At 65.3% G+C, this 26,528-nt stretch carries 20 protein-coding genes and 1 pseudogene; 2 read left to right on the top strand and 19 right to left on the bottom strand.

All coding sequences use genetic code 11. The features are described from left to right. Positions 1-213: 213 nt before the first annotated feature. Positions 214-1,884: pseudogene (locus IC762_RS19720) on the bottom strand (glutamine--tRNA ligase/YqeY domain fusion protein); the annotation flags it as partial. 163 nt (positions 1,885-2,047) lie between these two features. Here IC762_RS19720 and gltX point away from each other — a divergent pair. Together gltX and gltA are read left to right on the top strand one after the other, a co-directional pair. Further along, on the top strand, positions 2,048-3,469 hold the full coding sequence (gene gltX, locus IC762_RS19725; protein WP_195783927.1) for a glutamate--tRNA ligase: 1,422 nt from the start codon (positions 2,048-2,050) through the stop codon (positions 3,467-3,469). A gap of 163 nt (positions 3,470-3,632) precedes the next feature. Continuing rightward, positions 3,633-4,934: a citrate synthase gene (gene gltA, locus IC762_RS19730; RefSeq protein WP_195783928.1), complete on the top strand. Its 1,302-nt coding sequence runs from the start codon at positions 3,633-3,635 to the stop codon at positions 4,932-4,934. A 410-nt stretch (positions 4,935-5,344) separates the two neighbouring features. Here gltA and IC762_RS19735 read toward each other — a convergent pair whose 3' ends face one another. From IC762_RS19735 to IC762_RS19820, 18 genes are all read right to left on the bottom strand, one after another. Beyond that, a complete protein-coding gene (locus IC762_RS19735) occupies positions 5,345-5,680 on the bottom strand; it encodes an ArsR/SmtB family transcription factor (RefSeq protein WP_195783929.1) in 336 nt (111 codons plus the stop codon). Positions 5,681-5,685: 5 nt separating this feature from the next. Next, positions 5,686-6,342: an SRPBCC family protein gene (locus tag IC762_RS19740; protein ID WP_195783930.1), complete on the bottom strand. Its 657-nt coding sequence runs from the start codon at positions 6,340-6,342 to the stop codon at positions 5,686-5,688. Positions 6,343-6,554: 212 nt separating this feature from the next. Then, positions 6,555-7,733, bottom strand: coding sequence for a lipid-A-disaccharide synthase (gene lpxB, locus IC762_RS19745; RefSeq protein WP_433995839.1), 1,179 nt, complete (start codon positions 7,731-7,733; stop codon positions 6,555-6,557). Next, positions 7,733-8,590, bottom strand: a complete 858-nt coding sequence (locus IC762_RS19750; RefSeq protein ID WP_195790201.1) for an LpxI family protein — start codon at positions 8,588-8,590, stop codon at positions 7,733-7,735. Before IC762_RS19750 ends, lpxB begins: the two co-directional genes overlap by 1 nt. Before the next feature lie 19 nt (positions 8,591-8,609). Further along, entirely contained in the window at positions 8,610-9,404 is a 795-nt protein-coding gene (gene lpxA / locus IC762_RS19755) for an acyl-ACP--UDP-N-acetylglucosamine O-acyltransferase (RefSeq protein WP_195783931.1), read from the bottom strand. Positions 9,405-9,650: 246 nt separating this feature from the next. Then, positions 9,651-10,109 carry a 3-hydroxyacyl-ACP dehydratase FabZ gene (gene fabZ / locus IC762_RS19760; RefSeq protein ID WP_195783932.1) on the bottom strand — a complete coding sequence of 153 codons (459 nt, stop codon included), beginning with the start codon at positions 10,107-10,109 and terminating at the stop codon, positions 9,651-9,653. Continuing rightward, entirely contained in the window at positions 10,109-11,170 is a 1,062-nt protein-coding gene (gene lpxD / locus IC762_RS19765; protein ID WP_195783933.1) for a UDP-3-O-(3-hydroxymyristoyl)glucosamine N-acyltransferase, read from the bottom strand. The genes fabZ and lpxD overlap by 1 nt, the downstream gene beginning before the upstream one ends. A gap of 32 nt (positions 11,171-11,202) precedes the next feature. After that, on the bottom strand, positions 11,203-13,770 hold the full coding sequence (gene bamA, locus IC762_RS19770) for an outer membrane protein assembly factor BamA (protein WP_195783934.1): 2,568 nt from the start codon (positions 13,768-13,770) through the stop codon (positions 11,203-11,205). Between the two features lie 172 nt (positions 13,771-13,942). Next, entirely contained in the window at positions 13,943-15,094 is a 1,152-nt protein-coding gene (rseP, locus tag IC762_RS19775; protein WP_195783935.1) for an RIP metalloprotease RseP, read from the bottom strand. 44 nt (positions 15,095-15,138) lie between these two features. Beyond that, positions 15,139-16,362, bottom strand: a complete 1,224-nt coding sequence (gene dxr, locus IC762_RS19780) for a 1-deoxy-D-xylulose-5-phosphate reductoisomerase (protein ID WP_195783936.1) — start codon at positions 16,360-16,362, stop codon at positions 15,139-15,141. 4 nt (positions 16,363-16,366) lie between these two features. After that, entirely contained in the window at positions 16,367-17,155 is a 789-nt protein-coding gene (locus IC762_RS19785) for a phosphatidate cytidylyltransferase (protein WP_195790202.1), read from the bottom strand. Positions 17,156-17,277: 122 nt separating this feature from the next. After that, positions 17,278-18,036 carry an isoprenyl transferase gene (locus IC762_RS19790; RefSeq protein ID WP_195783937.1) on the bottom strand — a complete coding sequence of 253 codons (759 nt, stop codon included), beginning with the start codon at positions 18,034-18,036 and terminating at the stop codon, positions 17,278-17,280. 17 nt (positions 18,037-18,053) lie between these two features. Continuing rightward, positions 18,054-18,617 carry a ribosome recycling factor gene (frr, locus tag IC762_RS19795; protein ID WP_195783938.1) on the bottom strand — a complete coding sequence of 188 codons (564 nt, stop codon included), beginning with the start codon at positions 18,615-18,617 and terminating at the stop codon, positions 18,054-18,056. A 51-nt stretch (positions 18,618-18,668) separates the two neighbouring features. After that, positions 18,669-19,385, bottom strand: coding sequence for a UMP kinase (gene pyrH / locus IC762_RS19800; RefSeq protein ID WP_195783939.1), 717 nt, complete (start codon positions 19,383-19,385; stop codon positions 18,669-18,671). A 70-nt stretch (positions 19,386-19,455) separates the two neighbouring features. After that, complete coding sequence (gene tsf, locus IC762_RS19805; protein WP_195783940.1) at positions 19,456-20,379, bottom strand: translation elongation factor Ts; 924 nt, start codon at positions 20,377-20,379, stop codon at positions 19,456-19,458. Positions 20,380-20,505: 126 nt separating this feature from the next. Then, positions 20,506-21,498, bottom strand: a complete 993-nt coding sequence (locus IC762_RS19810) for a 30S ribosomal protein S2 (RefSeq protein WP_195783941.1) — start codon at positions 21,496-21,498, stop codon at positions 20,506-20,508. Between the two features lie 221 nt (positions 21,499-21,719). Further along, positions 21,720-25,241, bottom strand: a complete 3,522-nt coding sequence (dnaE, locus tag IC762_RS19815) for a DNA polymerase III subunit alpha (RefSeq protein WP_195783942.1) — start codon at positions 25,239-25,241, stop codon at positions 21,720-21,722. A gap of 494 nt (positions 25,242-25,735) precedes the next feature. Then, positions 25,736-26,485, bottom strand: coding sequence for an outer membrane protein (locus IC762_RS19820; protein ID WP_195783943.1), 750 nt, complete (start codon positions 26,483-26,485; stop codon positions 25,736-25,738). Positions 26,486-26,528: the final 43 nt, after the last annotated feature.

Consider the following 26,528-nt stretch of genomic DNA (forward strand, 5'->3'; position numbering starts at 1 on the left):
CGTCGTATACTTGTCAACGAACGCCACATAGTGCTTCTCCTTAACAAAGGCGCTGTTCGGCAGTGCCAGCGCGGAACAAATATCTGGCACGGTCAAAGCAGCAAGCAACGCCGGGTAGTAGAGTTTCGCCTTTATGGCGAGATCAATGTCATTGAGTACACTGTACAGCGGAGAAGACGCCGCCAAAACGGGTGGATTCGTCATCTTTCCTCCGACTTCCTTCGCGAACGTATCGCGCAGGCCGATCGTGCGGTTGAACACCAGCCTGTCCGGCGTCGAGTCCCGGTCGCGCACGAAATAACCTTGGCGCTCGAACTGCATTGCGTCGGGCGAATTGCTGTCGGCGATCGCCGGCTCGACGCGTGCGTCGGTCAGCACTTCCAGCGACTGCGGATTGAGGTCGGTGGCGAAGTTGCCCGCATCCGGGCTCGGATTGGCGAACAGCTGGTTGTAGATGCGGATCTCCGCCGGCTTCGACTGCGCAGCAGGCAGCCAGTGCATGGTCGCCTTCACCTTGCGGCCATCGGGCGCGTTGCCGCCCTTGGTCGCGGGATCGTAGGTCGCGCGCAGCTCGACGATCTCGCCGGCATCGTCCTTCACCACGCCGGTGCACTTGATGAAGTAGGCGTAGCGCAGCCGCACCTCGTTGCCGGGCGAGAGGCGGAAGAACTTCTTCGGCGGGTTTTCCATGAAATCGTCGCGCTCGATATAGAGCTCGCGGCCGAAGGCGATCTTGCGGGTGCCGGCCTCCGGATTGTCAGGGTGGTTGATCGCCTCGAGCTCCTCGACCTGGCCTTCCGGATAGTTCTCGATCACCACCTTGAGCGGCCGCAGCACCGCCATGCGGCGCAGCGCCGTGCGGTTCAATTCCTCGCGGATACAGAACTCCAGCATGCCGACGTCGACCACGCTGTTGGCCTTGGCGACGCCGATCCGCTTGATGAACTCGCGCACCGCAGCCGGCGGCACACCGCGCCGCTTCAACCCGGCGATGGTCGGCATCCGCGGATCGTCCCAGCCCGAGACATGGCCGTCGCGCACGAGCTGGGTCAGCACGCGCTTGGACAGCAGCGTGTAGGTCAGGTTGAGCCGCGCCATCTCATACTGGCGCGGCTGCGAGGGCACCGGCAGCTTGTCGAGCAGCCACTCATAGAGCGGGCGGTGATCCTCGAACTCCAGCGTGCAGATCGAATGCGTGATGCCTTCGATGGCATCCGACTGGCCGTGGGCGTAGTCGTAACTCGGATAGATCGACCATTTGTCGCCGGTGCGCGGATGGTGGGCGTGCAGGATTCTGTACAGTACCGGGTCGCGCAGATTGATGTTGCCCGACGCCATGTCGATCTTGGCGCGCAGCACACGGGTGCCGTTCGGAAACTCGCCGGCCTTCATGCGGCGGAACAGGTCGAGGTTCTGCTCGACCGAGCGGTCGCGGAACGGCGAGTTCTTGCCGGGTTCGGTCAGCGTGCCGCGCGAGGTCCGGATCGCCTCCTGCGACTGGTCGTCGACATAGGCAAAGCCGGCCTTGATCAGGCCCTCGGCCCAGTCGTAGAGCCGCGCGAAATAGTCGGAGGCGTAGAACAGGTTGTTGCCCCAGTCATAGCCGAGCCAATGCACGTCGGCCTGGATGGAGTCGATATATTCCTGCTCCTCCCGGGTCGGATTGGTGTCGTCGAAGCGCAGATTGCACTGGCCGCCGAACTCCTGCGCAATGCCGAAATTGAGCGCAATCGACTTGGCGTGGCCGATATGCAAATAGCCGTTCGGCTCCGGCGGGAAGCGCGTCACGACCTTGGCGTGCTTGTGGGAGGAGAGATCGGCCTGGACGATGTCGCGGATGAAGTCGCGCCCTGCCTCTGCCGTCGCCGTGTCAGTCGTCATCATGGGTTCCCTGGAGGAGCTAGGTGGACCTTCTGCCAAATTCGCGCCGCCGGGCCAAGCCTACTCTGGAGCCTCGTGGCCGGCCAAATGGCCTCACCCGAGGCTTTAGTTATGTCGGGTTCCTGCTATACACCAGCGCCGTTCCCGCATACGTCTCGCTGCAATCATGACCGATTCCGTCGTTACCCGCTTCGCCCCCTCGCCGACCGGCTTCCTCCACATCGGAGGCGCCCGCACCGCCCTGTTCAACTGGCTCTACGCCAAGAAGCACGGCGGCAAGATGCTGCTGCGGATCGAGGACACCGATCGCGAGCGCTCGACCAAGGAGGCGATCGACGCCATCCTGGACGGCCTGAAGTGGCTCGAGCTCGATTGGGACGGCGACGTCATCTACCAGTTCAGCCGTGCCGCCCGCCACCGCGAGGTCGCCGAAAGCCTGCTCGCCGCCGGCCGCGCCTATTACTGCTACGCGACGCCGGAGGAGCTGACCGCGATGCGCGAGAAGGCGCGCGCCGATGGCCGCACCCGGCTCTATGACGGCCTGTGGCGCGACCGCGATCCCTCGACTGCGCCTGCCGGCATCAAGCCGACCATCCGCCTGAAAGCGCCGCAGACCGGCGAGACCGTGCTCGAGGACCAGGTGCAGGGCCGCGTGGTCTGGCAGAACGAGAACCTCGACGACCTCGTCCTGCTGCGCGGCGACGGCACGCCGACCTACATGCTGGCGGTCGTGGTCGACGACCACGACATGGCGGTCACCCATATCATCCGCGGCGACGATCACCTGATCAACGGCGCCCGCCAGAAGCAGATCTACGACGCGCTGGAGTGGGAGCTGCCGAGCATGTCCCACATTCCGCTGATCCATGGTCCGGACGGCTCGAAACTGTCGAAGCGCCATGGCGCGCTTGGCGTCGATGCCTATCGCGCGCTCGGCTACCTGCCGGCCGCCCTGCGCAACTATTTGGTCCGGCTCGGCTGGAGCCATGGCGACCAGGAGATCTTCTCGACAGAGGAGATGATCGACGCGTTCGACCTCTCCGGCATCGGCCGCTCGGCGGCGCGGTTCGATTTCGCCAAGCTGGAGAACCTCAACGGCCACTACATCCGCCAGAGCGACGATCAATCCCTCGTGACCCAGTTCGAGAGCGTGCTGGACTATATTCCCGAGGGCGCCGCGCTGAAGGCCAAGCTCAACGACACCACCCGTGCGCAATTGCTGCGGGCGATGCCGAGCCTGAAGGAGCGCGCCAAGACGCTGCTCGAGCTGATCTCGGGCGCCTATTTCATCTTCGCCGACCGCCCGCTCGCGCTCGATGCCAAGGCGGCCGCGCTGCTGACGCCTGAGACGCGCGCGCTGATCGGCCAGTTGCGGGCGGCGCTCGAGGCCGTGACCGATTGGAACGCGGAAACGACCGAAACCGCCATGCGGAATTTCGCCGAGCAGAACGGCCTGAAGCTCGGCGCCGTCGCCCAGCCGCTGCGGGTGGCACTGACCGGACGCACCACGTCGCCCGGTATCTTCGATGTCCTGGCCGTGCTGGGACGCCAGGAGTGCCTCGCGCGCCTCGCCGATCAGGCGGCGTGATCCTCCTGCATGGACCCCCTCCAGGGTCCATCTTGCAGCGCACATTGCAATGAGCTACCCATCCTCGGACGCTTTCTCAACAAGCCGTTCCGCCCCGCCATGGGCCGCAGTTCAGCGACTGGGCAAGGTCGGTTTTCGCAACGAATTCATCGGGGATATCGCGATGGACGCAAAATCCAGCAAGACAGCCACACTCACCATCGGCAACAAGAACTACGATTTCCCGATCCTGAGCGGCACGGTTGGGCCTGATGTCATCGACATCGCCAAGCTCTACGGCCAGGCCGGGGTGTTCACCTACGACCCCGGCTTCACCTCGACCGGCAGCTGCCAGTCCAAGATCACCTACATCGACGGCGATGCCGGTGTCCTCGAATACCGTGGCTACCCCATCGAGCAGCTCGCCGAGCACGGCGATTTCCTCGAGACCTGCTATCTGCTGCTCAACGGCGAGCTCCCGACCCCGGCGCAGAAGAAGGACTTCGACTATCTGGTCACGCACCACACCATGGTGCATGAGCAGATGGCCCGCTTCTTCCAGGGCTTCCGCCGCGACGCCCACCCGATGGCGATCATGGTCGCAGCCGTCGGCGCGCTCGCCGCGTTCTATCACGACTCGACCGACATCAACGATGCGAAGCAGCGGGAGATCGCCTCGATCCGGATGATCGCCAAGATCCCGACGCTGGCGGCGATGGCCTACAAATACACGGTCGGCCAGCCCTTCGTGTACCCGAAGAACTCGCTCTCGTTCGCCGAGAACTTCCTCAACATGTGCTTCGCGGTGCCCTGCGAGGACTACAAGATCAATCCCGTTCTCGCCGACGCACTCGACAAGATCTTCATCCTGCACGCCGACCATGAGCAGAACGCCTCGACCTCGACGGTGCGTATCGCCGGCTCGTCGGGCGCCAACCCGTTCGCCTGCATCGCGGCCGGCATCGCCTGCCTGTGGGGCCCGGCGCATGGCGGCGCCAACGAAGCGGCGCTGGCGATGCTCGCCGACATCGGTACGGTCGACAAGATCCCCGACTTCATCGCCAAGGTGAAGGACAAGAACAGCGAAGTCCGCCTGATGGGCTTCGGCCACCGCGTCTACAAGAACTACGATCCGCGCGCCAAGATCATGCAGAAGATGTGTCACGCGGTGCTCAAGGAGACCGGCCACGGCGACGATCCGATGCTCAAGGTCGCGCTCGAGCTCGAGAAGATCGCGCTCAGCGACCCCTACTTCATCGACCGCAAGCTCTATCCGAACGTCGACTTCTATTCGGGCATCACGCTGAAGGCGATGGGCTTCCCGACCTCGATGTTCACCGTGCTGTTCGCGGTCGCCCGCACCGTCGGCTGGATCAGCCAGTGGAGCGAGATGATCGAGGATCCGCAGCAGAAGATCGGCCGTCCGCGCCAGCTCTACACCGGCGTTGCCCGCCGCGAATACGTCGCGATCGACAAGCGCAAGTAAGCGCAGCCGATCCTGTTCCTCAAAGCCGGATGCGGGCGACCGCGTCCGGCTTTTTCGTCCAAAGCATGACGAAGTCAGGGTGAGTCAGAACGGCGTTGAAGGTTCACCTCTCCCTTGGGAGAGGTCGATTTGCGGAGCAAATCGGGTGAGGGTTTACGGTCCATCGAGAGTGCAAGAGCCCTCACCCGGATTGCTGCGCAATCCACCTCTCCTCGTTGGGGAGAGGTGGACCGAAGCGTGGCGAACCGATTCAACCAAAACCCATCCCGCTCTAGCATCTCGCCGCGTCACTTTGCCTTCGACGGACAGGATGAACGGATACTGCGCGTTGTCGATGATCGGCGTGATGCCGAAGAAATCGTCGAGCACGGCATCCCAACGTTGAGGACGTCAACGCATCGGCGGAAATTTCAATCCTGCCGGCGCCGCTTTCGCTTGCCGCGGGCGACCTCCGTTGCGAGCGCATCGAGCTTCGGCAGCCAGAACGCCCGGAAACGGTCGAGCCAGTCATCGACCTCGCGCAGCCGCCGCGGCTCGACCGCGTAGATGCGACGCGTGCCGTCAACGCGCACCGACGCGAACCCAGCATCGCGCAGGATCCGCAGCTGCTGCGACACCGCCGATTGGGTGATGCCGAATTGGCGCTGCACGACCGTGACGATGTCGCCCGAGCTGTGCTCGCCGGTCGCCAATAATTCGAGGATGCGCCGGCGGACGGGATCGCCGAGGATGTCGAAGGCGTGCACGTGAACTAGCCTCCGCCGGGCTCCGGCTCGCCAAGATAAAACGCCGTGGTGTTGGCTCCGGCCCTGCGCGCCGCATCTTCCTCAGTACCGGCTGCGATCGAGGCGCGGCACCAGTCCGTGCTGCTGCGGCGGATGAAATCCTTGCCATCATCAGAGGCAGGCCATGCCGCGGCGGCGGCACGATCAAATTCCTCACCGACACCGGTAGCGAGATACAGCGCGAGCCCGATCAAAGCGAGATCCCAGCCGACGCCGACCGCACCCGGCCCGTAGCGGTCCCAGAAATCGCCCTCGACAATCGAAAGATGCTCCAGTTCCAGTCGCGTGCCGCCGGAGCCGTCATCGGCCAGCGTCACGGTGACCCAGCTGACGCTGCCCATGGCCTCCCACGTCACCGCGAGCCGACGTGGCGGCTCGCAGGCCGTGATCTCGCCACCCGCCTGCCCTTCGAATTTGTAGCGGCCGCCAGGTCGCAGATTGCCCGAGATCGGCAGGAACCAGCGCGGAATGCGCTCGGGATTGGTCAGCGCATCCCAGAGGTCGTCGATGTCGGTCTCGTAACTGCGGGTGGCGATGACCGCCCGCGCCGGCTTGCCGTCGCGCTCCCTGACTGCGACGTCGCGCACGACCGCGCCGGCATAGGCGACTGGATCGATCTTCATGGCAGGCTCCACAATTATATTAGCTACATCTAATATTAGTACCATCTAATATACGAAGGCAAGCCAAAACCCTGCGGCGAGATGCCGCCTGCGAATGGCTTTATAAGACGTTAGAGCGTTTTCGAGCGAAGTGGATTACCGGTTCGCGTGAAGAAAATGCGTCAAAACAAAACCTAGAGCCCCGTTCCGATCCCATTGGAACGGGAAAGGCTCTAGCCCAACGTTCCGCGCATCGTCGCCAGCACGATGTCGGCCGCGCGGACACTTGGCGGCTGATCGCCGGTCGACATTTTCGCGTCCAGCGTCCCGAACGCCACGAGCTGCCGCAGCCGCTCGGGCGTGTCAGCGATCACTTCGCCAAGCGCCGCCGCCAGCTTCTCCGGGGTGCAGTCCTCCTGCAGGAATTCGGGAATGATGTCGCTGCCGATCACGAGGTTGGCAAGGATCACCGACGACACCCGGATCGCGCGGCGCAGGATGAACGCCTCGGCCGCGCCGACGCGATAGGCCGTGACCATCGGAATGCCCGACAGCGCGAGCTCGAGCGTCACGGTGCCCGATTTCGCCAGTGCGGCGCGCGCGATGCGGAACGCGGCGCGCTTCTCGGTCTCGCCGACCGCGATCCGCGGGGCGATCGGCCAGGACGCCACGCCCTCGTGCACCATCACCTCGAGATGCGGCATGGTGGGCAGCACGAGCTCGAATTTGGTTTGCTGGCCAAGCCGGCCGAGCGCGGCACCGAACAGCGCCAGATGATGCCTGATCTCGCTGCGCCGGCTGCCTGGCAGCACCAGCAGCACCGGCCGCTCGCCATCGCGCCGCTGCCGCTCCTCCGCGTTCGGGCGCAGCACGTCCAGTTGCTCGATCAGGGGATGGCCGACATAGCTGCAGGGCGGACCCGCCAGCTTGCGATACTCCTCCGGCTCGAACGGCAATAGCGCCAGCACGTGGTCGACATAGCCCGTCATCGCGCGCGCCCGGCCCGGCCGCCACGCCCAGACCGATGGCGACACGTAGTCGACGACCGGGATCGCAGGATTGCGCGCACGGACCCGGCGGGCGACGCGATGGGTGAAATCGGGACTGTCGATGATGACGAGCATATCGGGCGCATCGTCGAGCACCGCCTCGGTGGTGCGGCGGATCAAGTGCAGGATCTTTGGCAATTGCTTCACGACGGCGGCAAGGCCCACGATCGACAATTCCTCGATCGGAAACAGCGGGACGATCCCCTCCTCGGTCATCGCGCGGCCGCCGACGCCGGAGAACCGCACGGCATCGCCGAGGCGCTGGCGCAGCACCTTCATCAAGGCGGCGCCGAGCCGGTCGCCGGACTCCTCGGTTGCGATGAGGAAGATCTTGCGGGCTCTGGTGGGGTTTTGGGCCTGCATCAGCCGGCCAGACCGATGACGAACAGCCCGCGCGCATCGGCGGCCTCGATCAGCGCCTGCGGCTCGGCGGCGAGCGTGTTGCCGGCGATCACGGCGATCCCCGCGATGCCTGCCGCCGCTGCGCCCTCGGCCGTGCGCGGGCCGATGGTCGGCAGGTCGAAGCGCAGGTCCTGTTTGCTCTTGGGCGCCTTCACCAGCACGCCGCGGCCGGCCCTAGCGCGGATCCGGCCCTCGGCGCGCAGCCGCGCCACGCGCGCGAGCAGCCCGTCGGTGCCTTCGATGTCCTCGACGGCGACCACGTGCCCGTCGATCACGACGGCCGCCTGCCCGATGTCGAACGGGCCGAGCGCGTCGAGCACGCTGCGTCCGCGCGCGATGTCGGCCTGTGCGCTGCTGTCGGGCACGGCGCGGGTGACGGCGCCCTCCGGCATCAAGAGATCGGGCGCGACGTCCCTGATTCCGACCATGCGGAAGCCCTGCTGCTCCAGGATGCGGCCGACGCTCGACAACAGGTGATCGTCGCCGCCGCGGAACGCGCGGACGACATGGCCGAGCAGGCGCAGCGTGCCCCAGTCGAGCCGGATCTCCGACAGCGCCGGACGCACCAGCGTGCCGATGAAGATCAGGTCGCGGCAACCTTCGTCACGGAACAGCCGTGTCGCCCGCCCGAGCTGGCCGACCGAGATCCACCGATGCCGAAACCGCTGTACCCGCGCCGAATCGCAGGCGCCGCGCAGCGCGAACAGCACCGGCGCGATGCCGCGCGCAACGAGCGAGTCCGCCACCGCGAACGGCATGGCGCCGCCGCCGGCGATCACGCCGACCGGCGAAGAGAGCGAGGGCGCCGCTGAAATCATGCTGGCGGCCATCCCATGCTCAGTTGGTGTTGGCGGGAAGACAGAGCGCGCGGTGCCTGGCGCCGTCGATGAAGGCCAGGATCTCGGCGATCGCGGGATCCTCGCCGGCCTGCGGCTGCGCTGCGGCGAGCCGTTCGGCGAAGATGCCGGGACCGTGGAACAGCTTCTGATAGAACGCGCGCACGGTCGCCAGCCGCTGCTTGGTGAACTGGCGACGCTTCATGCCGATCAGGTTGAGGCCGTCGAGCACCGCATGTTGGCCATTGGCGAGCCCGAACGGGATGATGTCGCCGCGCACGCCGCAGACGCCGCCGATCATCACCTGCGGGCCGACGCGGGTGAACTGATGCACCGCCGACAGGCCGCCGATATAGACGAAGTCGCCGATCTCGCAGTGGCCGCCGAGCGTCGCCGAGGTCGCGAAGATCACGTCGTTGCCGACCGTGCAGTCGTGGCCGACATGGGCGTTGTTCATGAAGAAGCCGCGAGCGCCGACCCGGGTCAGCCCGCCGCCCTTCTTGGTGCCGACGTTCATCGTCACGCCCTCGCGGATCGTGCAGGCCTCGCCGATCTCGAGCCGGGTCGGCTCGCCGCGATAGCTGAGATCCTGCGGCGGTCCGCCGAGGGCTGCAAATGGCGAGATGACGCAACCGGCGCCGATGCTGGTATGCCCGCTGACCGTGACATGCGCGACCAGCTTGCAGTTCTCGCCGATCACGGCATTGGGGCCGACGACGCAGTACGGACCGATCTCGGCGCCGGCGCCGATCACGGCGCCATCCGCTATCCGCGCGGTGGGATCGATCTTGCTCATGCAGTTACAGTCCGGAATTCGTTCGGGTTTCGCGGTCGTTAGCGCGACTTCGGCCGGCCTGTCCAGTGACGTATCATGACCACCTGTTGCAGCGGCATCCAACACACGATGTCGTCCCTGCGAAAGCAGAAACCCATAACCACAGGGTCGAGTTGTTGAAGCGTGCTGTGGCCCCAGCGACGCAAACCAATTGGCATTGGTGGCTATGGTTCACTGCTTTCGCAGGGACGACAGCGAATTTTTGCCTCAATCCGTCAGCATGGCGCCGACATCGGCCTCGGCCACCACCTGCCCGTTGACCTTGGCGTCGCCGTGAAACCACCACATCGTCTTGCGGCGGCCGAGCGAGCGCATGTGGTACTCGATGGTGTCGCCGGGCATCACCGGCTTCCTGAACTTGCACTTGTCGATGGTGAGGAAATACACCGCGCGCGGCTTCTCGGTGCCCTCGACCGATTTGATGCCGATCACGCCCGCGGTCTGCGCCATCGCCTCGATCATCATCACGCCGGGATAGACCGGGCGGTCCGGGAAATGGCCCTGGAACGGCGGCTCGTTGAAGGTGACGTTCTTGATGCCGATCCCGCTGTAGTCGGCGCGAATCCTGACGACCCGGTCGATCAGCAACATCGGAAAGCGATGCGGCAGCGTCTTCAGGATATCGTTGATATCCACGAGCTCGAACCTGACCGGCGACTCCTCCATCACTCCTGTTCCTTACCCTTCGCTTCGTTGTCGCCCACCAGGCGCTCCACCGCGATAATTTCCCTGAACCATTGCTTGGTCGGCTTGGCGAAGTGCCCGCCCCAACGGCCGCCGGCGGGGATGTCGTCCTTGACCGCGCTCATCGCCGTCACCTGGGCGCCGTCGCCGATCTTGAGGTGGTTGTTGATGCCCACCTTGGCGCCGAGCGCAACATTGTCGCCGATCGTCAGGCTGCCCGCGAGCCCGATCTGGGCCGCGAGCAGGCAGTGCCTGCCGATGATCACATTGTGGCCAATCTGGACCTGATTGTCGACTTTGGTGCCCTCCCCGATCACGGTGTCGCGCAGCGAGCCGCGATCGATGGTCGAGCCCGCGCCGACCTCGACATTGTTCTGGATCACCACGCGGCCGGTCTGCGGCACCTTGATGTGGCCTGCCGAGCTGAAGAAGATGAAGCCGTAGCCGTCCTGGCCGATATTGCAGCCGGGGTGGATCAGGACATTGTTGCCGATCAGGGCGAACTGGATCGTGGTCTTGGCGCCGACATTGCAGTCGCGGCCGATCTTGACGTCGGCCCCGATCACCGCGCCCGCCCCGACGATGGTGCCCGCGCCGATCTCGACCCGTGGGCCGATCACGACCAGCGGATCGACGATGACGCCGTCCTCGAGGCGCGCGGTGGGATCGATGATCGCGGACGGCGCGATGCCCTCGGTATCGAACCAGGACTGCGGCCGCAGCGCATCGGCGTGCCACTCCCGGGCGATCTGCACGAAGGCGTGGAACGGCTTGGTCGCCCGCAGCACGGCGACCCCCTTGGGCACACTGGCCTCGAACCGCGCGCTGACAAGCAAGGCGCCGGCCTTGGTCGCAGCCAGCTGATCGGCATATTTGAGATTGTCGAAGAAGGCGAGATGCATCGGGCCGGCCTCGTCGAGCGAAGCCAGTCCCCTGATCTGTTGCGCGCCCCTTTCGGGGTCGACCAATTGCGCCTTCGTCAGCGCGGCGATTTCAGCCAGCGTTGACGAAGGAGGACTCTTGAAGAAATTCGGCTGCGCCATTCCATCCGTCGCAGTCCGGGAGGCCAGCGGTCTTAGAACGTCGTACCGCCGCCGAACCGGAATTCTTGCACGCGGTCATACGCGCCCTTGGTGAGCGGAACCGCATAGTCGAAGCGCAGCGGGCCGAACGGCGACTGCCAGATCAGACCAACGCCGACCGAGGAGCGGACGATCTTGCTGTCGTCGTACTGCAGGCCAAGGCAGCTGCCCGGAGACGGCGGGTTCTGCGTCGGCGGCTTGCAGCCGGGCGTGTTGACTTCGCCCGTCGCCGCCCACGAGGTTGGTCCCTGGTAGTCGTAGAGGCCGCCAGCGTCGGCGTAGACCGCGCCCTTGAGCCCGACTTCCTTCGGCAGGAACCAGAACGGCATCTGCAATTCGGCCGACACGCCCCAATACTTGGTGCCGCCGATCGCGTCCTGGGTGCCGTAGGGATTGATGTCACGCGGACCGATGCCGTTCGGCGCGAAGCCGCGGACCAGGTTCGGGCCCATCTGGAAGTGATCCAGCATGCGCAGCTCGTCGCTGCCCAGCTTGTTGAGGATACCGCCCTGGGCGTGGATCACGCCGACGATGTCGGAGACCAGCGGGGTGTAGTACTTCGCATCGATCGCGGTCTTGATGTAGCTGACGTCGCCGCCGACACCCGCGAAGTCCTGCTTGAAGTCGATCAGCAGACCGTCGGTCGGGTTCTTGTTGTTGTCGAGGGTGTTGTAGTTCAGCGTGTAGCCCAGCGCCGAGGTCAGCGACGAGCCGCTAGCCAGCTCCTTGCGGACCGGCAGCGAGGCTTCGCCGTCGCTGTAGCACCACAGACCGAGGGCCGAGGCGTCGGTGGCGGTCTGGCCGTTGAGGGTCGCAGTGCCGCCCGCAGGGTAGCCGTTCGTCGACGCGAAGGCCGGCGTCGGATTGAACGCCAGCAACCCGTTCGAGGTGTTGTTGTTACAGTTCGCCAGCGTCGACGGCAGGGTGATTTCCTGCTGGTAGATCGAATAGCGCAGCTGCAGCGAGAGGTCTTCGCGGAGGCTGAAGCCGAGCCGCGGGCTAAAGCCCAGCGTCTTGGTGCCGTAGGCGATGTAGCTATTGGACAGTTGCTGGCGCTGATAGAAGTCGAGGCCGAGCGCGACGCGGTAGTCGAGCAGATAGGGCTCGACGAACGACAGCGAGTAGCCGCGCGCATACTGGCCGTAGGTCACGCTCGCCTTGGCGAACAGGCCGCGGCCCAAGAGGTTGCGCTCGGAGACCGAGACTTCGGCCAGCGCGCCGTCGGTGGTCGAGTAGCCGCCCGAGATCGAGAAGTCGCCGGTCGACTTCTCCTCGAGATCGACGATCAGGATGACGCGATCGCTCGACGAGCCGGGCTCGGTGGTGATCTTGACGGTCTTGAAGAAGTCGAGGTTCTTCAGCCGGCGCTCGGCACGGTCGACCAGCGCGCGGTTGTAGGCGTCGCCCTCGGAGATGTCGAACTCGCGGCGGATCACGTAGTCGCGGGTGCGGGTGTTGCCGCGGATGTTGATGCGCTCGATATAGGTGCGCGGGCCCTCGTCGATCGCAAAGGTGATCGACACCGTGTGATTGTCGAAATTGCGATCGCCGCGCGGCCGCACCACCGCGAACGCATAGCCGCGACGGGACGCCTCGATCTGCATCTCCTCGACCGACTTCTCCAGCGCTTCGGCATTGTAGAGCGAGCCGACATTGACGCGCGAGAACGAGCGCAGCGCGTTCGGGTCGAGGTTTGCGATCGACGACGTGAAGTTGACGGTCGCGACGCGATATTGCTGGCCTTCCTCGATCTTGAAGGTGACCAGGAAGCCCTTCTTGTCGGGATCGTATTCGGTCAGCGCGGCGACGACCTGGACGTCGGCGTAGCCGTTCTTGAGATAGAACCGGCGCAGCAGATCGCGGTCCGCCTCGACACGGTCGGGGTCGTAGACGTCGTTGCCACCGAGGAAGCTCAGGATGTTCGATTCGCGGGTCTTGATGACGTCGCGCAGGCGGGACGCCGAATAGGCGTTGTTGCCGATGAATTCGATCGAGCGGACGCCGGTCTTCACGCCTTCATCGACCACGAAGATCAGGTCGACGCGGTTGTTCGGCTGCTCGATGATCTGCGGATTGACCCGCACGTCATAGCGACCGGAATGGCGGTAGATGTCGGCGATTCGCAGCGCATCGGCCTGAACCATCGGGCGCGAGAACGTGCCGCGCGGCTTAGACTGGACCTCGGCGGTCAGCTGCTCATCCTTGACCTTCTTGTTGCCCTCGAAGGCGACGCGGCCAATCACGGGGTTCTCGACCACCACCACGACGATGCGGCCGCCGCGCTGCTCGATATGGACGTCCTGGAACAGGCCGGTCTCGATCAGCGCCTTCAGGCCGTCGTCGACATCGGCCTGGCTCAGCCGGCCGCCCGCGCTGGCGTGGAAATAGGAGCGGATGGTCTCCAGCTCGACCCGCCGATTCCCCTCCACGGAGATCGAATCGACGCTCTGAGCGAGCGCAGGCGCAGACATAGCAACGGCCGCCAAGGTGGCAGCCACCGGCACGGCGAACATGATTAGGGCAGCGAACAAGCCCCCCCTCACTCGCATTCCAAACATCATGCGCAACGCGCCCTTATCTTCCGATGCCGTCCCGTTCCCCAACGGTCCGACAGATTCCCAACCTTATGCCCAGCTTGTAACCAAAATTGCCACGGCGGCAAACTTAACAGCCGGCATATTTCCATTTCGTACCAAGACGTTGCCCTTCGGCAACGCCACAAAAAAGCCTACTTTAAGACGCCGCCAAATGCAGGATGTCGTTGTAGGTCGCAAACACCATTAGCATCAGCACCAAGCCCAATCCGATTCGGAACCCCATCTCCTGGGCCCGCTCCGAGAGCGGGCGGCCGCGGATGGCTTCCACCGCATAGAACAGCAGGTGCCCACCATCGAGCAGCGGAACCGGGAACAGGTTCAGCAGGCCGATGGAGATCGAGAGTACCGCAGCCAGGTGAATCAATGCTGCAACGCCGATGGTGGCGACCTGCCCCGAGATCTGGGCGATTCGGAGCGGGCCGCCGACCTGGTCGGCCGCCTCGCGGCCGGTGAAGATGCCGCCGATATAGGCCAGGGTCCGGTCGATCACGAACCAGGTTTCCTTGACGCCCAGCCCGAGCGCGGTGATGGGATCGACCCGCTCGGTGACGGTGTCACCGGGGGTGGTTGCCCGGGTGATGCCCAGCACGCCCTGCCGGTGGGCGTTGCCGAAGGGATCCTTGACCTCGCGCAGTTCCGGGGTGCCTTGCAGCTGGACGGTCGAATCGCCCCGCTTGACCGTGAAGGTGAGCTTGTCGCCGGCATGGACGCTGACGATGCGCTGCATGTCCGAGAAGCTGCCGATCGTGGAACCGTCGATCGCGGTGACGACGTCGCCGACCTGGAACCCGGCGGCCGCAGCGGCACTGTTGGCCTCGATCTTGTCGACCCGCGCCGTCGTGCTCGGCTTGCCGAAGAAGGTGAACAGGCAGGTGAAGATCACGATCGCCAGGATGAAATTGGCAAACGGGCCGGCGGCGACGATCGCGGCGCGCCTGGCGACACTCTTGTGGTGGAATGAGCCGGCGCGCTCCTCCGCGGTCATCGCGGCCAGCGTCTCCATCGCCGGCGTCGAGGCCTCGGTGTCGTCGCCGAAGAATTTCACGTAGCCGCCGAGCGGGATCGCGGAGATCTTCCAGCGTGTGCCATGGCGGTCATTGAAGCCGGCAAGCTCCGGCCCGAAGCCAAGCGAGAAGGTCAGCACCTTCACGCCGGCCCAGCGCGCGACCAGGAAATGGCCGAGCTCATGAAAGAAGACGACGATCGTCAGGACGAACAGGAAGGGAACGATGTAGCCGATGAGCCCATGGCTCAACCAATTGAAACTATGCAGAAAAAACTCAGACATCCGATTCCCCTCGACAAGAGCCGCAAGGCTCCGTCCCCAACCCTCTAGGTTGCCTTTAAGGCAATTTGAGGCAATAGGGCGGCAGCAACATTTCGCGCTTTATGGTCAACGGAAATCGTCTCGTCCGCCGATTCCAGCGGTGCCTGATTCCCCGACCGGATCCAATCGTTCATCGTCGCCTCGACCAGGCGGGCGATCGCGCCGAACTTGATCTTGCCGGCGATAAACGCCGCGACCGCGATTTCGTTCGCGGCGTTGTAGACCGTGGTCGCGCCATTGCCGGTGCGCAGCGCATCGTAGGCCAGCCGCAGCGCGGGGAAGCGGGCGAAATCCGGCGCCTCGAAGGTGAGCTGCCCGATCTTGGCGAGATCGAGCTTGGCCGACGGGCCGACGATACGGTCGGGCCAGCCGAGGCAATGGGCGATCGGAATCCGCATGTCGGGCGTGCCAAGCTGCGCCACCACCGAGCGATCGGAGAACTCGACCATGCCGTGGACGATCGATTGCGGGTGCACCAGCACGTCGATCTCGTCGGGCGCCAGCGCGAACAGATAGGACGCCTCGATCACCTCGAGACCCTTGTTCATCATCGAGGCGGAATCGATCGTGATCTTCTGCCCCATGCTCCAGTTCGGATGCTTCAGCGCCTGCTCCAGGGTCGCCTGCTCGATATCGGCGGGCGCCCAGGTGCGGAACGGGCCGCCGGAGGCGGTGATGATCACCCGCACCAGCTCTTCGCGGTTGCCTGAGCTCAGCGCCTGGAACAGCGCATTGTGCTCGGAGTCCGCCGGCAGGATGCAGGCCCCCGCCTTCTTGGCGCGCTCCATGAAGAAATCCCCGGCGCAGACCAGGCACTCCTTGTTGGCTAGGGCAACCGTGGCGCCGCGATCGACCGCGGCAAGCGCAGGCTTCAGTCCGGCGGCGCCGCTGACTGCGGCCATCACCCAGTCCGCCGGCCGCGCCGCGGCTTCGATGATCGCGCTCTCGCCTGCCCCGCATTCGGTGCGGGTGCCGGCCAGCGCATCCTTCAATTCGGACAGCTTCGCCGGATCGGCAATCGCGGCAAAACGGGCGCCGAATTCCCTGGCAAGCTTGGCAAGCGCTGCGACATTGCTGTTCGCGGTCAGCGCCTCGACGCGATAGCGCTCCCGCGCACCGCGCAGTAGGTCCATGGTGCTGTCGCCGATCGAGCCGGTGGCACCGAGGACCGTCACGGACCGCACGGCTGAGGCCGCGGCCTTGTTGCTACGCAATGGAACTGCGCTCATCTGATCACCAAACCATAAGACCGCGCCCGACGCCATCGGCACCGCCGCGCAGGAAGCCGAAAATCGCCGCCACAATGACGGCTGCGACAAATCCGTCCAGGCGGTCCAGGACGCCGCCATGGCCGGGAATGATGTGACTCGAATCCTTCACCCCGAACCGTCGCTTGACGGCGGATTCGAAGAGATCGCCGAGCTGCGAGACCACCGACAGCACGGCGCCGAGCACAAGCAGCGGCCCGGTCGAGCCGATCTCGAAGGCGGCAAAGCCAAGCGCCACGAGCAGGCTCGCCACGAAGCCGCCGATCGCACCGGCCCAGGTCTTCTTCGGTGAGATCCGCACCCAGAGTTTTGGGCCACCGATGCTGCGGCCGGCGAAGTAGCCGCCGATATCGGTGACCCAGACCACCAGCAGCACGAACATCAGCGCGGCAAATCCCTTGGCCGCATCGAGGCGCACCAGGACCGAGGCGATCTCGGCGCCCGCGGCATAGAGCAATCCCGCAACAGCCCAGTTCCGCTGCTGCCCGGACGTCAGCGCCACCGCGACCGCTCCGATCGCGGCAACGACGAGCGCCGCATCGATCCGCCCGGCCATCAGGCAGGCACCGGCGAGCAGCAGCGCGACAACGCCCGGCACCACGACACGAAGCTCGCGCGCGAGCCCCGTGATCATCAGCCATTCCGCGAACAATCCGATCGCCGCCACCATCACCAGCAGCGACCAGGCGATGCCGCCCGCATAAGCCAGTGCGATCGCAAGCGGCGCCAGCACCAGCGCGGCCACCACGCGCATCACCAGATTGCTGCGCGCGCCCTGCTCGCTTGCGGCTTCAGGCGCGGCTTCCGCTGCCTCAGGCGCGGCTTGCGCTGCCTCGGGCGCGGCTTGCGCTGCCGCCGGCGCGGCTTCGCCCTCGGTCACGAGCCGGTTTTCGCGGCGAGGCCGCCGAACCGGCGCTCGCGCCGGCTATACTCGGCGATCGCGCTTTCAAGTGCCGCCTTGTCGAAATCCGGCCAGTGGATCGGCACGAACACCAATTCGCTGTAGGCGGCCTGCCACATCAGGAAGTTCGACAGCCGCTGCTCGCCGCTGGTGCGGATGATCAGATCGGGATCGGGAATGTCGGGCGCATCGAGATAGTGACCGAGCGTATCGGCGTCGATCGTGTCGGGATCGCGCTTGCCTTCGGCGACCTCGCGCGCAAGCCGGCGCGCGGCCGAGGCGATCTCGGCCCGCGAGCCGTAATTGAAGGCGACGACGAGATTGAGCTTGGTGTTGGCCCTGGTCAGCTCCTCGGCCTCGTTGAGCAGCGCGCAGATGTCGGGCTCGAGCCCGTCGCGCTCGCCGATCACGCGCACCCGCACCCCGTCGCGGTGCAGCGTCGCCAGATCGTTGCGGATGAAGCGGCGCAACAGGCCGAACAGGTCGCCGATCTCGGTCGCAGGCCGCGACCAGTTCTCCGAGCTGAACGAGAAGATCGTCAGATAGAGCACGCCGAGCTCATTGGCCGCGCGCACCACACGCCGCAGCGCCTCGACGCCGCGGCGATGACCCTCGGCGCGCGGCAGTCCGCGCGCTGCGGCCCAACGTCCGTTTCCGTCCATGATAACAGCCACATGCAACGGACTGCCGGAGCGATCCGGTCCGTCGGTTGCGGGGGCGGCGGCATTTGACATGGTGTGTTCCTGGCGTCTCAGACGGTCAGGATTTCCTTTTCCTTGGCGGCCAGCAGCTGATCGATCTCAGTGATCACGCCGTCGGTCGCCTTCTGCACCTCGTTGGAGAGGCGCTCCTGATCGTCTTCGGAGATCTCGTGATTCTTCTCGAGCTTCTTGATGATGTCGAGGCCGTCGCGGCGCACGTGGCGCACCGCGACCTTGGCCGCTTCCGCGTATTTATGTGCGACCTTGACGAGTTCCTTGCGGCGGTCCGCGTTGAGCTCTGGAATCCGCAGGCGCAGCACCGTCCCTTCGGTCGCCGGCGACAGGCCGAGATTGGAATCGACAATCGCCTTCTCGACCGCCTTCACCATCGACTTGTCCCAGACCTGGACCGAGAGCAGCCGCGGCTCGGGCACGCTGATGGTCGCAACCTGGTTGAGCGGCATATGCGAGCCGTAGGCCTCGACCTGGACCGGCTCCAGCATGGAGGCGGCGGCACGGCCGGTGCGCAGGCCGCCGAGCTCGTGCTTCAGCGACTGGGTGGCGCCCTGCATGCGGCGCTTCACTTCGTTGATGTCAAAACCTGGTGCGGCCATGACGTTCTCCCTTCTCAAGAAGCCGGGTAGCTGCGCCCGGAGGCGCTGCAATCAGCCGGCGACAACCGTGCCGTGTCCGGACCCGCGCAGGATGGCTCCGATCGAACCGGGCTCCGCGATCGAGAACACGATGATAGGCAGCGACGTCTCGCGGGCAAGCGCGAAAGCGGTCGCGTCCATGACCTTGTAGCCGCCCTCGATCGCCTGCGAATGGGTCAGGCGGTCGAAGCGCTTGGCCTTGGGGTCCTTCTTCGGATCGGCGCTGTAGACGCCGTCGACATTGGTGGCCTTCAGCACCGCCTCCGCGCCGATCTCGGCCGCGCGCAGCACCGCGGTGGTGTCGGTGGTGAAGAACGGATTACCGGTTCCACCGCCGAGCAGCACGATCCGTCCCTCGGCAAGATATTTGTGCGCCGCAGTGCGGGTGAACAGCTCGGAAATCTCCGGCATCACGAACGCCGACAGCGTTCGCGCCGGCGTCCCCTTGCGCTCGATCGCCGCCTCCAGCGCCAGGCAGTTCATCATGGTGGCGAGCATGCCCATAGTGTCGCCGGTCGGCCGCGACACGCCGCGCGAGGACACTTCGACGCCGCGGACGATGTTGCCGCCGCCGATCACCACGGCGACCTCGATGCCGAGCTTTTGCGCCGCGATCAGGTCGTCGGCGATGCGGTCGATGGTCGGCTGGTCGATACCGAAAGCGTGGGAGCCGGCCAGGTATTCGCCGGACAGCTTGATCACCACGCGACGATAGACCGGCTCAGCCATGATGCGATCGCTTTCTCATCTCGCGCAGGCAAGCCTCTGGCGCACGCCAGAGGCCTGATCTCAACAGCGGTTACTTCTTGCCGCTGGCGGCAGCGACTTCGGCGGCGAAGTCGCTTTCCTGCTTCTCGATTCCCTCGCCGAGAGCATAGTTCACGAAGCCCGCGATCTTGATCGGACCGCCGACCTTACCCTCAGCTTCCTTCACGGCCTGGGCAACGGACTTGCCGCTGTCGTGGATGAAGGCCTGATCGAGCAAGCAGACCTCTTTGTAGTAGGTCTTCAGGCCGGAATCGACGATCTTCTCGATGACGTTCTCGGGCTTGCCGGCCTGACGGTACTTGTCGGCCAGCACGTCCTTCTCGCGCTTGACGGTCTCCGGATCGAGGCCGGCCGGATCGAGCGCCAGCGGCTTGGCGGCGGCGACGTGCATGGCGAGCTGGCGGCCGAGCACCGCGAGCTCGTCGGTCTTGCCAGTGGACTCCAGCGCCACGATCACGCCGATCTTGCCGGCGCCGTCGATGACCGCGTTATGGACATAGCTCGACACCACGCCGTTGCTGACCGCGAGCGAAGCGGCGCGGCGCAGCGACATGTTCTCGCCGATGGTCGCGATCGCGTCCGAGATCGCCCGCTCCACCGTGAACTCGCCGACCTTGGAGGCCTTGATGGTCTCGACGTCGGCGCCGTGCTTCAGCGCGACCTGGGCGATCATCTTGACCAGGCCCTGGAACTGCTCGTTGCGCGCGACGAAATCGGTCTCCGAATTGACCTCGACCAGCACGCCCTTGTTGCCGTGGGTCAGCGCGCCGATCAGGCCCTCGGCCGCGACGCGACCAGCCTTCTTGGCGGCCTTGGAGAGGCCTTTCTTGCGCAGCCAATCCTGCGCGGCCGTCATGTCGCCACTGGTTTCGGTCAGCGCCGCCTTGCAATCCATCATGCCCGCGCCGGTCGACTCGCGGAGCTCCTTGACCATCGCTGCAGAGATCGTTGCCATCGTTCAATGCCCTTCTTGCCTGTCAAGAAACCGCGCGCCCGTGGGCGCCGCCATCAGCGACAGGGAAATCGTTGTTCGTGGAATGGAAGCGGCGGCCGGATCGGATCCGGCCACGCCGCGTAACCTTTATTCCGCTTCGGCCAGCGTCTTGGCTTGGGCGACCCAGGCGTCGGCGCGGCTCGGCAGACCGACTTCTTCGCCGATCTTGTGCGCGGTGTCGTGGTCGAGCTCGGCGAGCTGCCAGTAGTGGAAGATGCCGAGGTCGTTGAGCTTCTTCTCGATCGTACCGGACACGCCGGTGAGCTTCTTGAGGTTGTCGGCGGTGCCGCGCGGACCGGCCAGGCCCTGGAAGCCCGACGGCGCAGCCGCCGGCAGCTCTTCCGGCACGGGAGCCGTGGACGCACCGACGTCGATGCCGGAATCGCCCTGGGCGCGCGAGATGCCGTCGATGGCGGCGCGCGCCACGAGGTCGCAATACAGCGAGATCGCACGGCCGGCATCGTCATTGCCCGGCACCACATAGGTGATGCCCTTGGGGTCCGAGTTGGTGTCGACGATCGCGGCGACCGGGATGTTGAGCCGGGTCGCTTCCTGGATCGCGATGTCTTCTTTGTTGGTGTCGATCACGAAGATCATGTCGGGCAAGCCGCCCATGTCCTTGATGCCGCCGAGCGAGCGATCGAGCTTGTCGCGCTCGCGCTGCAAGGTCAGCCGCTCCTTCTTGGTGTAGGAGGAGGCATCGCCCGAAGCGAGCACCTCGTCGAGGTGACGCAGACGCTTGATCGAGGCGGAGATCGTCTTCCAGTTGGTCAGCGTGCCGCCGAGCCAGCGCGAGTTGACGAAGTACTGCGCCGAGCGCTTGGCCGCGTCGGCAACGCCGTCCTGCGCCGAACGCTTGGTGCCGACGAACAGGATGCGGCCGCCCTTGGCGACGGTATCGCTGACCGCCTTCAGCGCGGTGTGCAGCATCGGCACGGTCTGCGCGAGGTCGATGATGTGGATGTTGTTGCGGGCGCCGAAGATGTAATTCTGCATCTTCGGGTTCCAGCGGTGAGACTGGTGACCAAAGTGAACGCCAGCTTCCAAAAGCTGACGCATGTTGAAGTCGGGTAGCGCCATAGTCGATGATTCTCCGGTTGGTTCCTCCGGAAACGTGTGAGCAAACGAGCCGACTGGCCCGGTTGCCACCGGACGGCCTTTGAGAGCCATGTTTCCGTGTGAGATGGCGCGGTATATAGCGCGATTTGCGCCAGAAGCAAGGAAATAAGGCCGGTTTCGCCGACCTGAACCGCGGAATTCCGGCCAAAACGGCCCGAATCCAGGCCAATCCGGCACCTGCCCTACAGCGTCTGCACGTCGACGACGCCGGCCACCGCCTTGATCGCGCCGGCGATCTGCGGCGAGACCTTGTAGCGGCCAGGCAGCTTCATCTCCACCTCGGTTTCGAGATCGAGCATCATCACCAGCGACACGTCGCCATCGGCGCCCGCAACCGGCGCGGTCGTGGGCGCGGGCTTCATGGCCGCCGGCATCCTCCCGCCGCCGCCAGGCGCGGGCGCGGCGTCCGGCATGTTGAGGCGGCGGGCGATCGAATCGAGCGGCTTGGTGTCGCGCACGAAGATGCGAAGGCCCTTTTGCGTCTTGGCCGCGGCGTGATCGAGCGGCTCGGCGTGCAGCACCCTCGCCCGCACGTCCTCGCCCTGCAGCTCGGCGCCGAGCTGGAGCAGCACGGCAGCGCCTGGCTCCAGCACGTCGCGATATTGCGCGAGCCCCTCGGAGAACAGCACCGCCTCGAAATGGCCGGTCGGATCCGACAGGCCCATGATGCCCATCTTGTTGCCGGTCTTGGTGCGCCGCTCCATGCGCGACACCACGGTCGCCGCGACCTTGCCCGCGGTCGCGCCGGTCTTCACCGCGCGAGAGAAATCCGCCCACGACTGCACGCGCAGCCGCTTCAGCGCGGTGGCGTAGTCGTCGAGCGGATGGCCGGACAGGAAGAAGCCGATCGCGTCGTATTCGCGGCGCAGCCGGTCCGCGGGCAGCCACGGCTCGACCTGCGGCAGCACGATGCTCGGCGCATCCGGCGCGCTGCCGAACATGTCGTTCTGGCCCGACGTGGCGGCCTCGTGGCTGCGCTGGCAGGCGGCGAGGATCGCATCGGCGCCGGCGAACACCCGTGCACGATTGGAATCGAGCGTGTCGAAAGCGCCCGCGGCGGCGAGGCTCTCGATGATCCGCTTGTTGATGGCGCGCGGGCTGACGCGCGCGGCGAAATCGGCGAGCGAGGTGAAGGCGCCCTTCTTGCGCTCCTCGATGATCTGCTCCACGGCCTGGATGCCGACGCCCTTCAGCGCGGCGAGCGCATAGTAGATCGTGTTCTCGCTGACCTCGAAGGTCGCCCCCGAGCGGTTGATGTTCGGGGCCTCGACCTTGATGCCGAGCCGCTGCGCCTCGGCGCGGAATTCTGACAGCTTGTCGGTATTGTTGAGTTCGAGCGTCATCGACGCCGCCAGGAACTCGACCGGGTAATGTGCCTTCATGTAGGCGGTGTGGAACGAGACCAGCGCGTAGGCCGCCGCATGGCTCTTATTGAAGCCGTAGTCGGCGAATTTGGCAAGCAGCTCGAAGATCGTCTCCGCCTGCGCCTTCGGCACGCCGTTCTTGGTCGCGCCGGCGACGAAGATATCGCGCTGCTTGTCCATCTCGGCGCGGATCTTCTTGCCCATCGCGCGGCGCAGCAGGTCGGCGTCGCCGAGCGAATAGCCGGCCATCACCTGCGCGATCTGCATCACCTGTTCCTGGTAGATGATGACGCCGAAGGTCTCCTTCAGGATCGGCTCCAGGATCGGATGTAGATATTCCGGCTCCTCGTCGCCGTGCTTGCGCGCGCAATAGGTCGGGATGTTGGCCATCGGGCCCGGGCGATACAGCGCCACCAGCGCGATGATGTCCTCGAAACGGTCCGGCCGCATGTCGATCAGCGCGCGCCGCATGCCCTGGCTTTCCACCTGGAACACGCCGACCACATCGCCGCGCGCCAGCATCTGGTAGCTTGCCGGATCTTCGATCGGCAGCGTGGCGAGGTCGACATGGACGTCGCGCTGCTTGAGCAGCTTGACCGCGACGTCGAGCACCGTCAGCGTCTTCAGGCCGAGGAAGTCGAACTTGACGAGGCCCGCGGGCTCGACCCACTTCATGTTGAACTGGGTCACCGGCATGTCCGATTTCGGATCGCGGTACATCGGCACCAGTTCGCTCAGCGGACGGTCGCCGATCACGATGCCGGCCGCGTGCGTCGACGCGTGCCGGGTCAGGCCTTCCAGGCGCTGCGCGATGTCGAAGGCGCGCGCCACCACCGGATCCTCGTCGCGGAACGCCTGCAGCTTGGGCTCGCCTTCGATCGCCTGCGCCAGTGTCACCGGCGCGGCCGGGTTCTGCGGCACCAGCTTGGTCAGCTTGTCGACCTGCCCATAGGGCATTTGCAGCACACGGCCGACGTCGCGCAGCACGCCGCGCGCCTGCAACGTACCGAAGGTGATGATCTGCGCCACCTGGTCGCGGCCGTAGCGCTGCTGCACATACTGGATCACCTCGCCGCGGCGATCCTGGCAGAAGTCGATGTCGAAGTCCGGCATCGAGACGCGCTCGGGATTGAGGAAGCGTTCGAACAGCAGCGCAAAGCGCATCGGATCGAGGTCGGTGATGGTGAGCACCCAGGCGACCAGCGATCCCGCGCCGGAGCCGCGGCCCGGGCCGACCGGAATGCCCTGCGCTTTGGCCCATTTGATGAAGTCCGAGACGATCAGGAAGTAGCCCGCATATTTCATGCGGGTGATGACGTCGAGCTCGAAGGCGAGCCGTTTGGCGTAGTCCTCCTCGGTCATTCCCGGCGACAGCCCGTGCACCTTGAGCCGGTTCGCCAGCCCTTCCTCGGCCTGGCGCTTCAGCTCGGCGGCCTCGTCGGCGGCGGCATCCGAGCTCTGCGCGGCACCGACGGTGAAGAACGGCAGGATCGGCTTGCGCGTCTTCGGCCGGAACGAGCAGCGTTCCGCAATCTCCACCGTCGAGGCCAGCGCTTCCGGAATATCGGCGAACAGCACCGCCATCTCGGCGCGGGTCTTGAAGCGGTGATCCGGCGTCAGCTGCTCGCGCTCGGTCTCGGCGATCAGATGGCCGCCGGCGATGCACAGCAGCGCATCGTGCGATTCATAGTCGTCGTTGGAGGCGAAATACGGCTCGTTGGTCGCAACCAGCGGCAGCCCTTTGGCGTAGGCGAGATCGATCAGGCCCGATTCGGTGCGCCGTTCCTTGTCCACGTTGTGGCGCTGCAATTCGACGTAGAGCCGATCGCCGAACAGGCCGGCCAAACGATCGCAGCGCGTCGCCGCCAGCGCGGCCTGATCGGCGCGCAGCGCCAGCGCGATCGGCCCGTCGGGTCCGCCGGTCAGCGCAATCAGGTCCTCGGCGTCATCGGTGAGCCACTCGAACTTGATGTGCGGGGTTTGGTTGACCGGCGTTTCCAGGAACGCCCGCGAGTTCAACCGCATCAGGCTGCGATAGCCACGCTCGCGCGCCGCCAGCAGCACGATGCGCGAGGGCCCCGCCGCCAGGATGCTGCGGGCGTTGGGATCGACGTCGCCGAAATCCACCGCAAGCTCGCAGCCGACGATCGGCTGGATGCCGTAGCCCGCCATCTTGTCGGAGAATTCCAGCGCACCGAACATGTTGTCGGTGTCGGTCAGCGCCAGCGCCGGCTGGCGGTCGGCCTTGGCGAGCTCGCCGAGCTTGGCGATCTTGATCGAGCCCTTCAGCAGCGAATAGGCCGAATGAACGTGAAGGTGGACGAATCCGGGATTCGACATGGCTGCTCGGGGAAACTCTGCGTCAGGGATGGCGCGAGCGGCATGACCGGAAGCCCGCATGCTTCAGACCCGACTCGCTTGCCTCATCGTGAGGCCTGCCCCCTGCCAAGTCCACGCCGAACGCGGCATGGCGGCGGGTCGTCCTGCTTATCCCCAGGGTGACCTACGGGCGGCCTATGCCCATGGTCCTGTTCGCACATTTCAGAACTGGCTGAACAGCTGGGCCCACACCGCGATCATCCCGACGAACAGCGTGATCGATGCCAGTGCTGCCGCCTCTTCCACGAAAACCTTCAACATGGCCGCCTCCCTTGAACTGGAACGTATGCAGAACATTGTTCCTTTTTTGTTCTAGGAGTCAAGCGCACCCAAAGACCGCGCCGCGACGATCGGGACCGATGGTTAACCCGCGTGCCGCAACAGACGAGCCCAACGAAAAAGCCCCGGGCCAAGGCCCGGGGCTTTCGATGTCGCTTGGGACGTTAAGCGAGCGATCAGTACTTCGCGATGATCGGGCCGCCGAACTTGTAGTTCAGACGAACCGTGACGAGGTCCGCATCCTGCTTGATGCTGTCGGTGCGGCTGTTGACGCCGGCCGGGGTGACCAGGGTGTAGCTCTGCGAGTCCATGAACAGATGGTCGTATTCGACCGCAGCCGACCAGTTCTGAGCGAACGCCCATTCCAGACCGACGCCGACCGTGCCACCCCAGCGGGTGTCGGAAGCGCTGTCGACCAGCGCGCCGGCAAAGGAGATGCCCTGGTAACGGTTATCGGTGACCGCAGCACCGCCCTTGACGTAGAGCAAGGTGGTGTTCCAGGCGTAGCCGACCTGGCCGGTGAACAGGCCGAAGGCGTCCATCTTGGTGCGGTTGTTCAGCAGGAACACCGCGCTGGTGTTGGAGCCCTTGAAGTCAGCCCAGTTGCCCTGAGCTTCGAGGCCGAACACCCAGTTGCCGGACTGCCAGCGGTAGCCGACCTGACCACCGACCGTGCCGCCATCCGCATCGTGGCTGCCTTCGCCGGCCGGCGCGAACGGAACGCCACCGATCGCGTTGTTGGTCCAGCTGTTGTGGCTGGAGCCCCAACCGCCGTTGATACCGATGTAGAACCCGCTCCAGTCATAGGCCGTCTGAATCATCGGCGGCGCCTTGGTGTAAGGGCGAGCCGCGAGATCAGCCGCGGAAGCCGGAGCAACCGCGCCCAGCGCGATCAGGCTAGCCGTAGCGAACAAAATCTTTTTCATTTTCCCGTTCCAACTTTTTCTACTGGCCCCCAAGGCCGCGAGA

Origin of the sequence: Bradyrhizobium genosp. L (assembly GCF_015624485.1) — a bacterium.
In the GTDB taxonomy this organism is placed as follows: Bacteria; Pseudomonadota; Alphaproteobacteria; order Rhizobiales; family Xanthobacteraceae; genus Bradyrhizobium.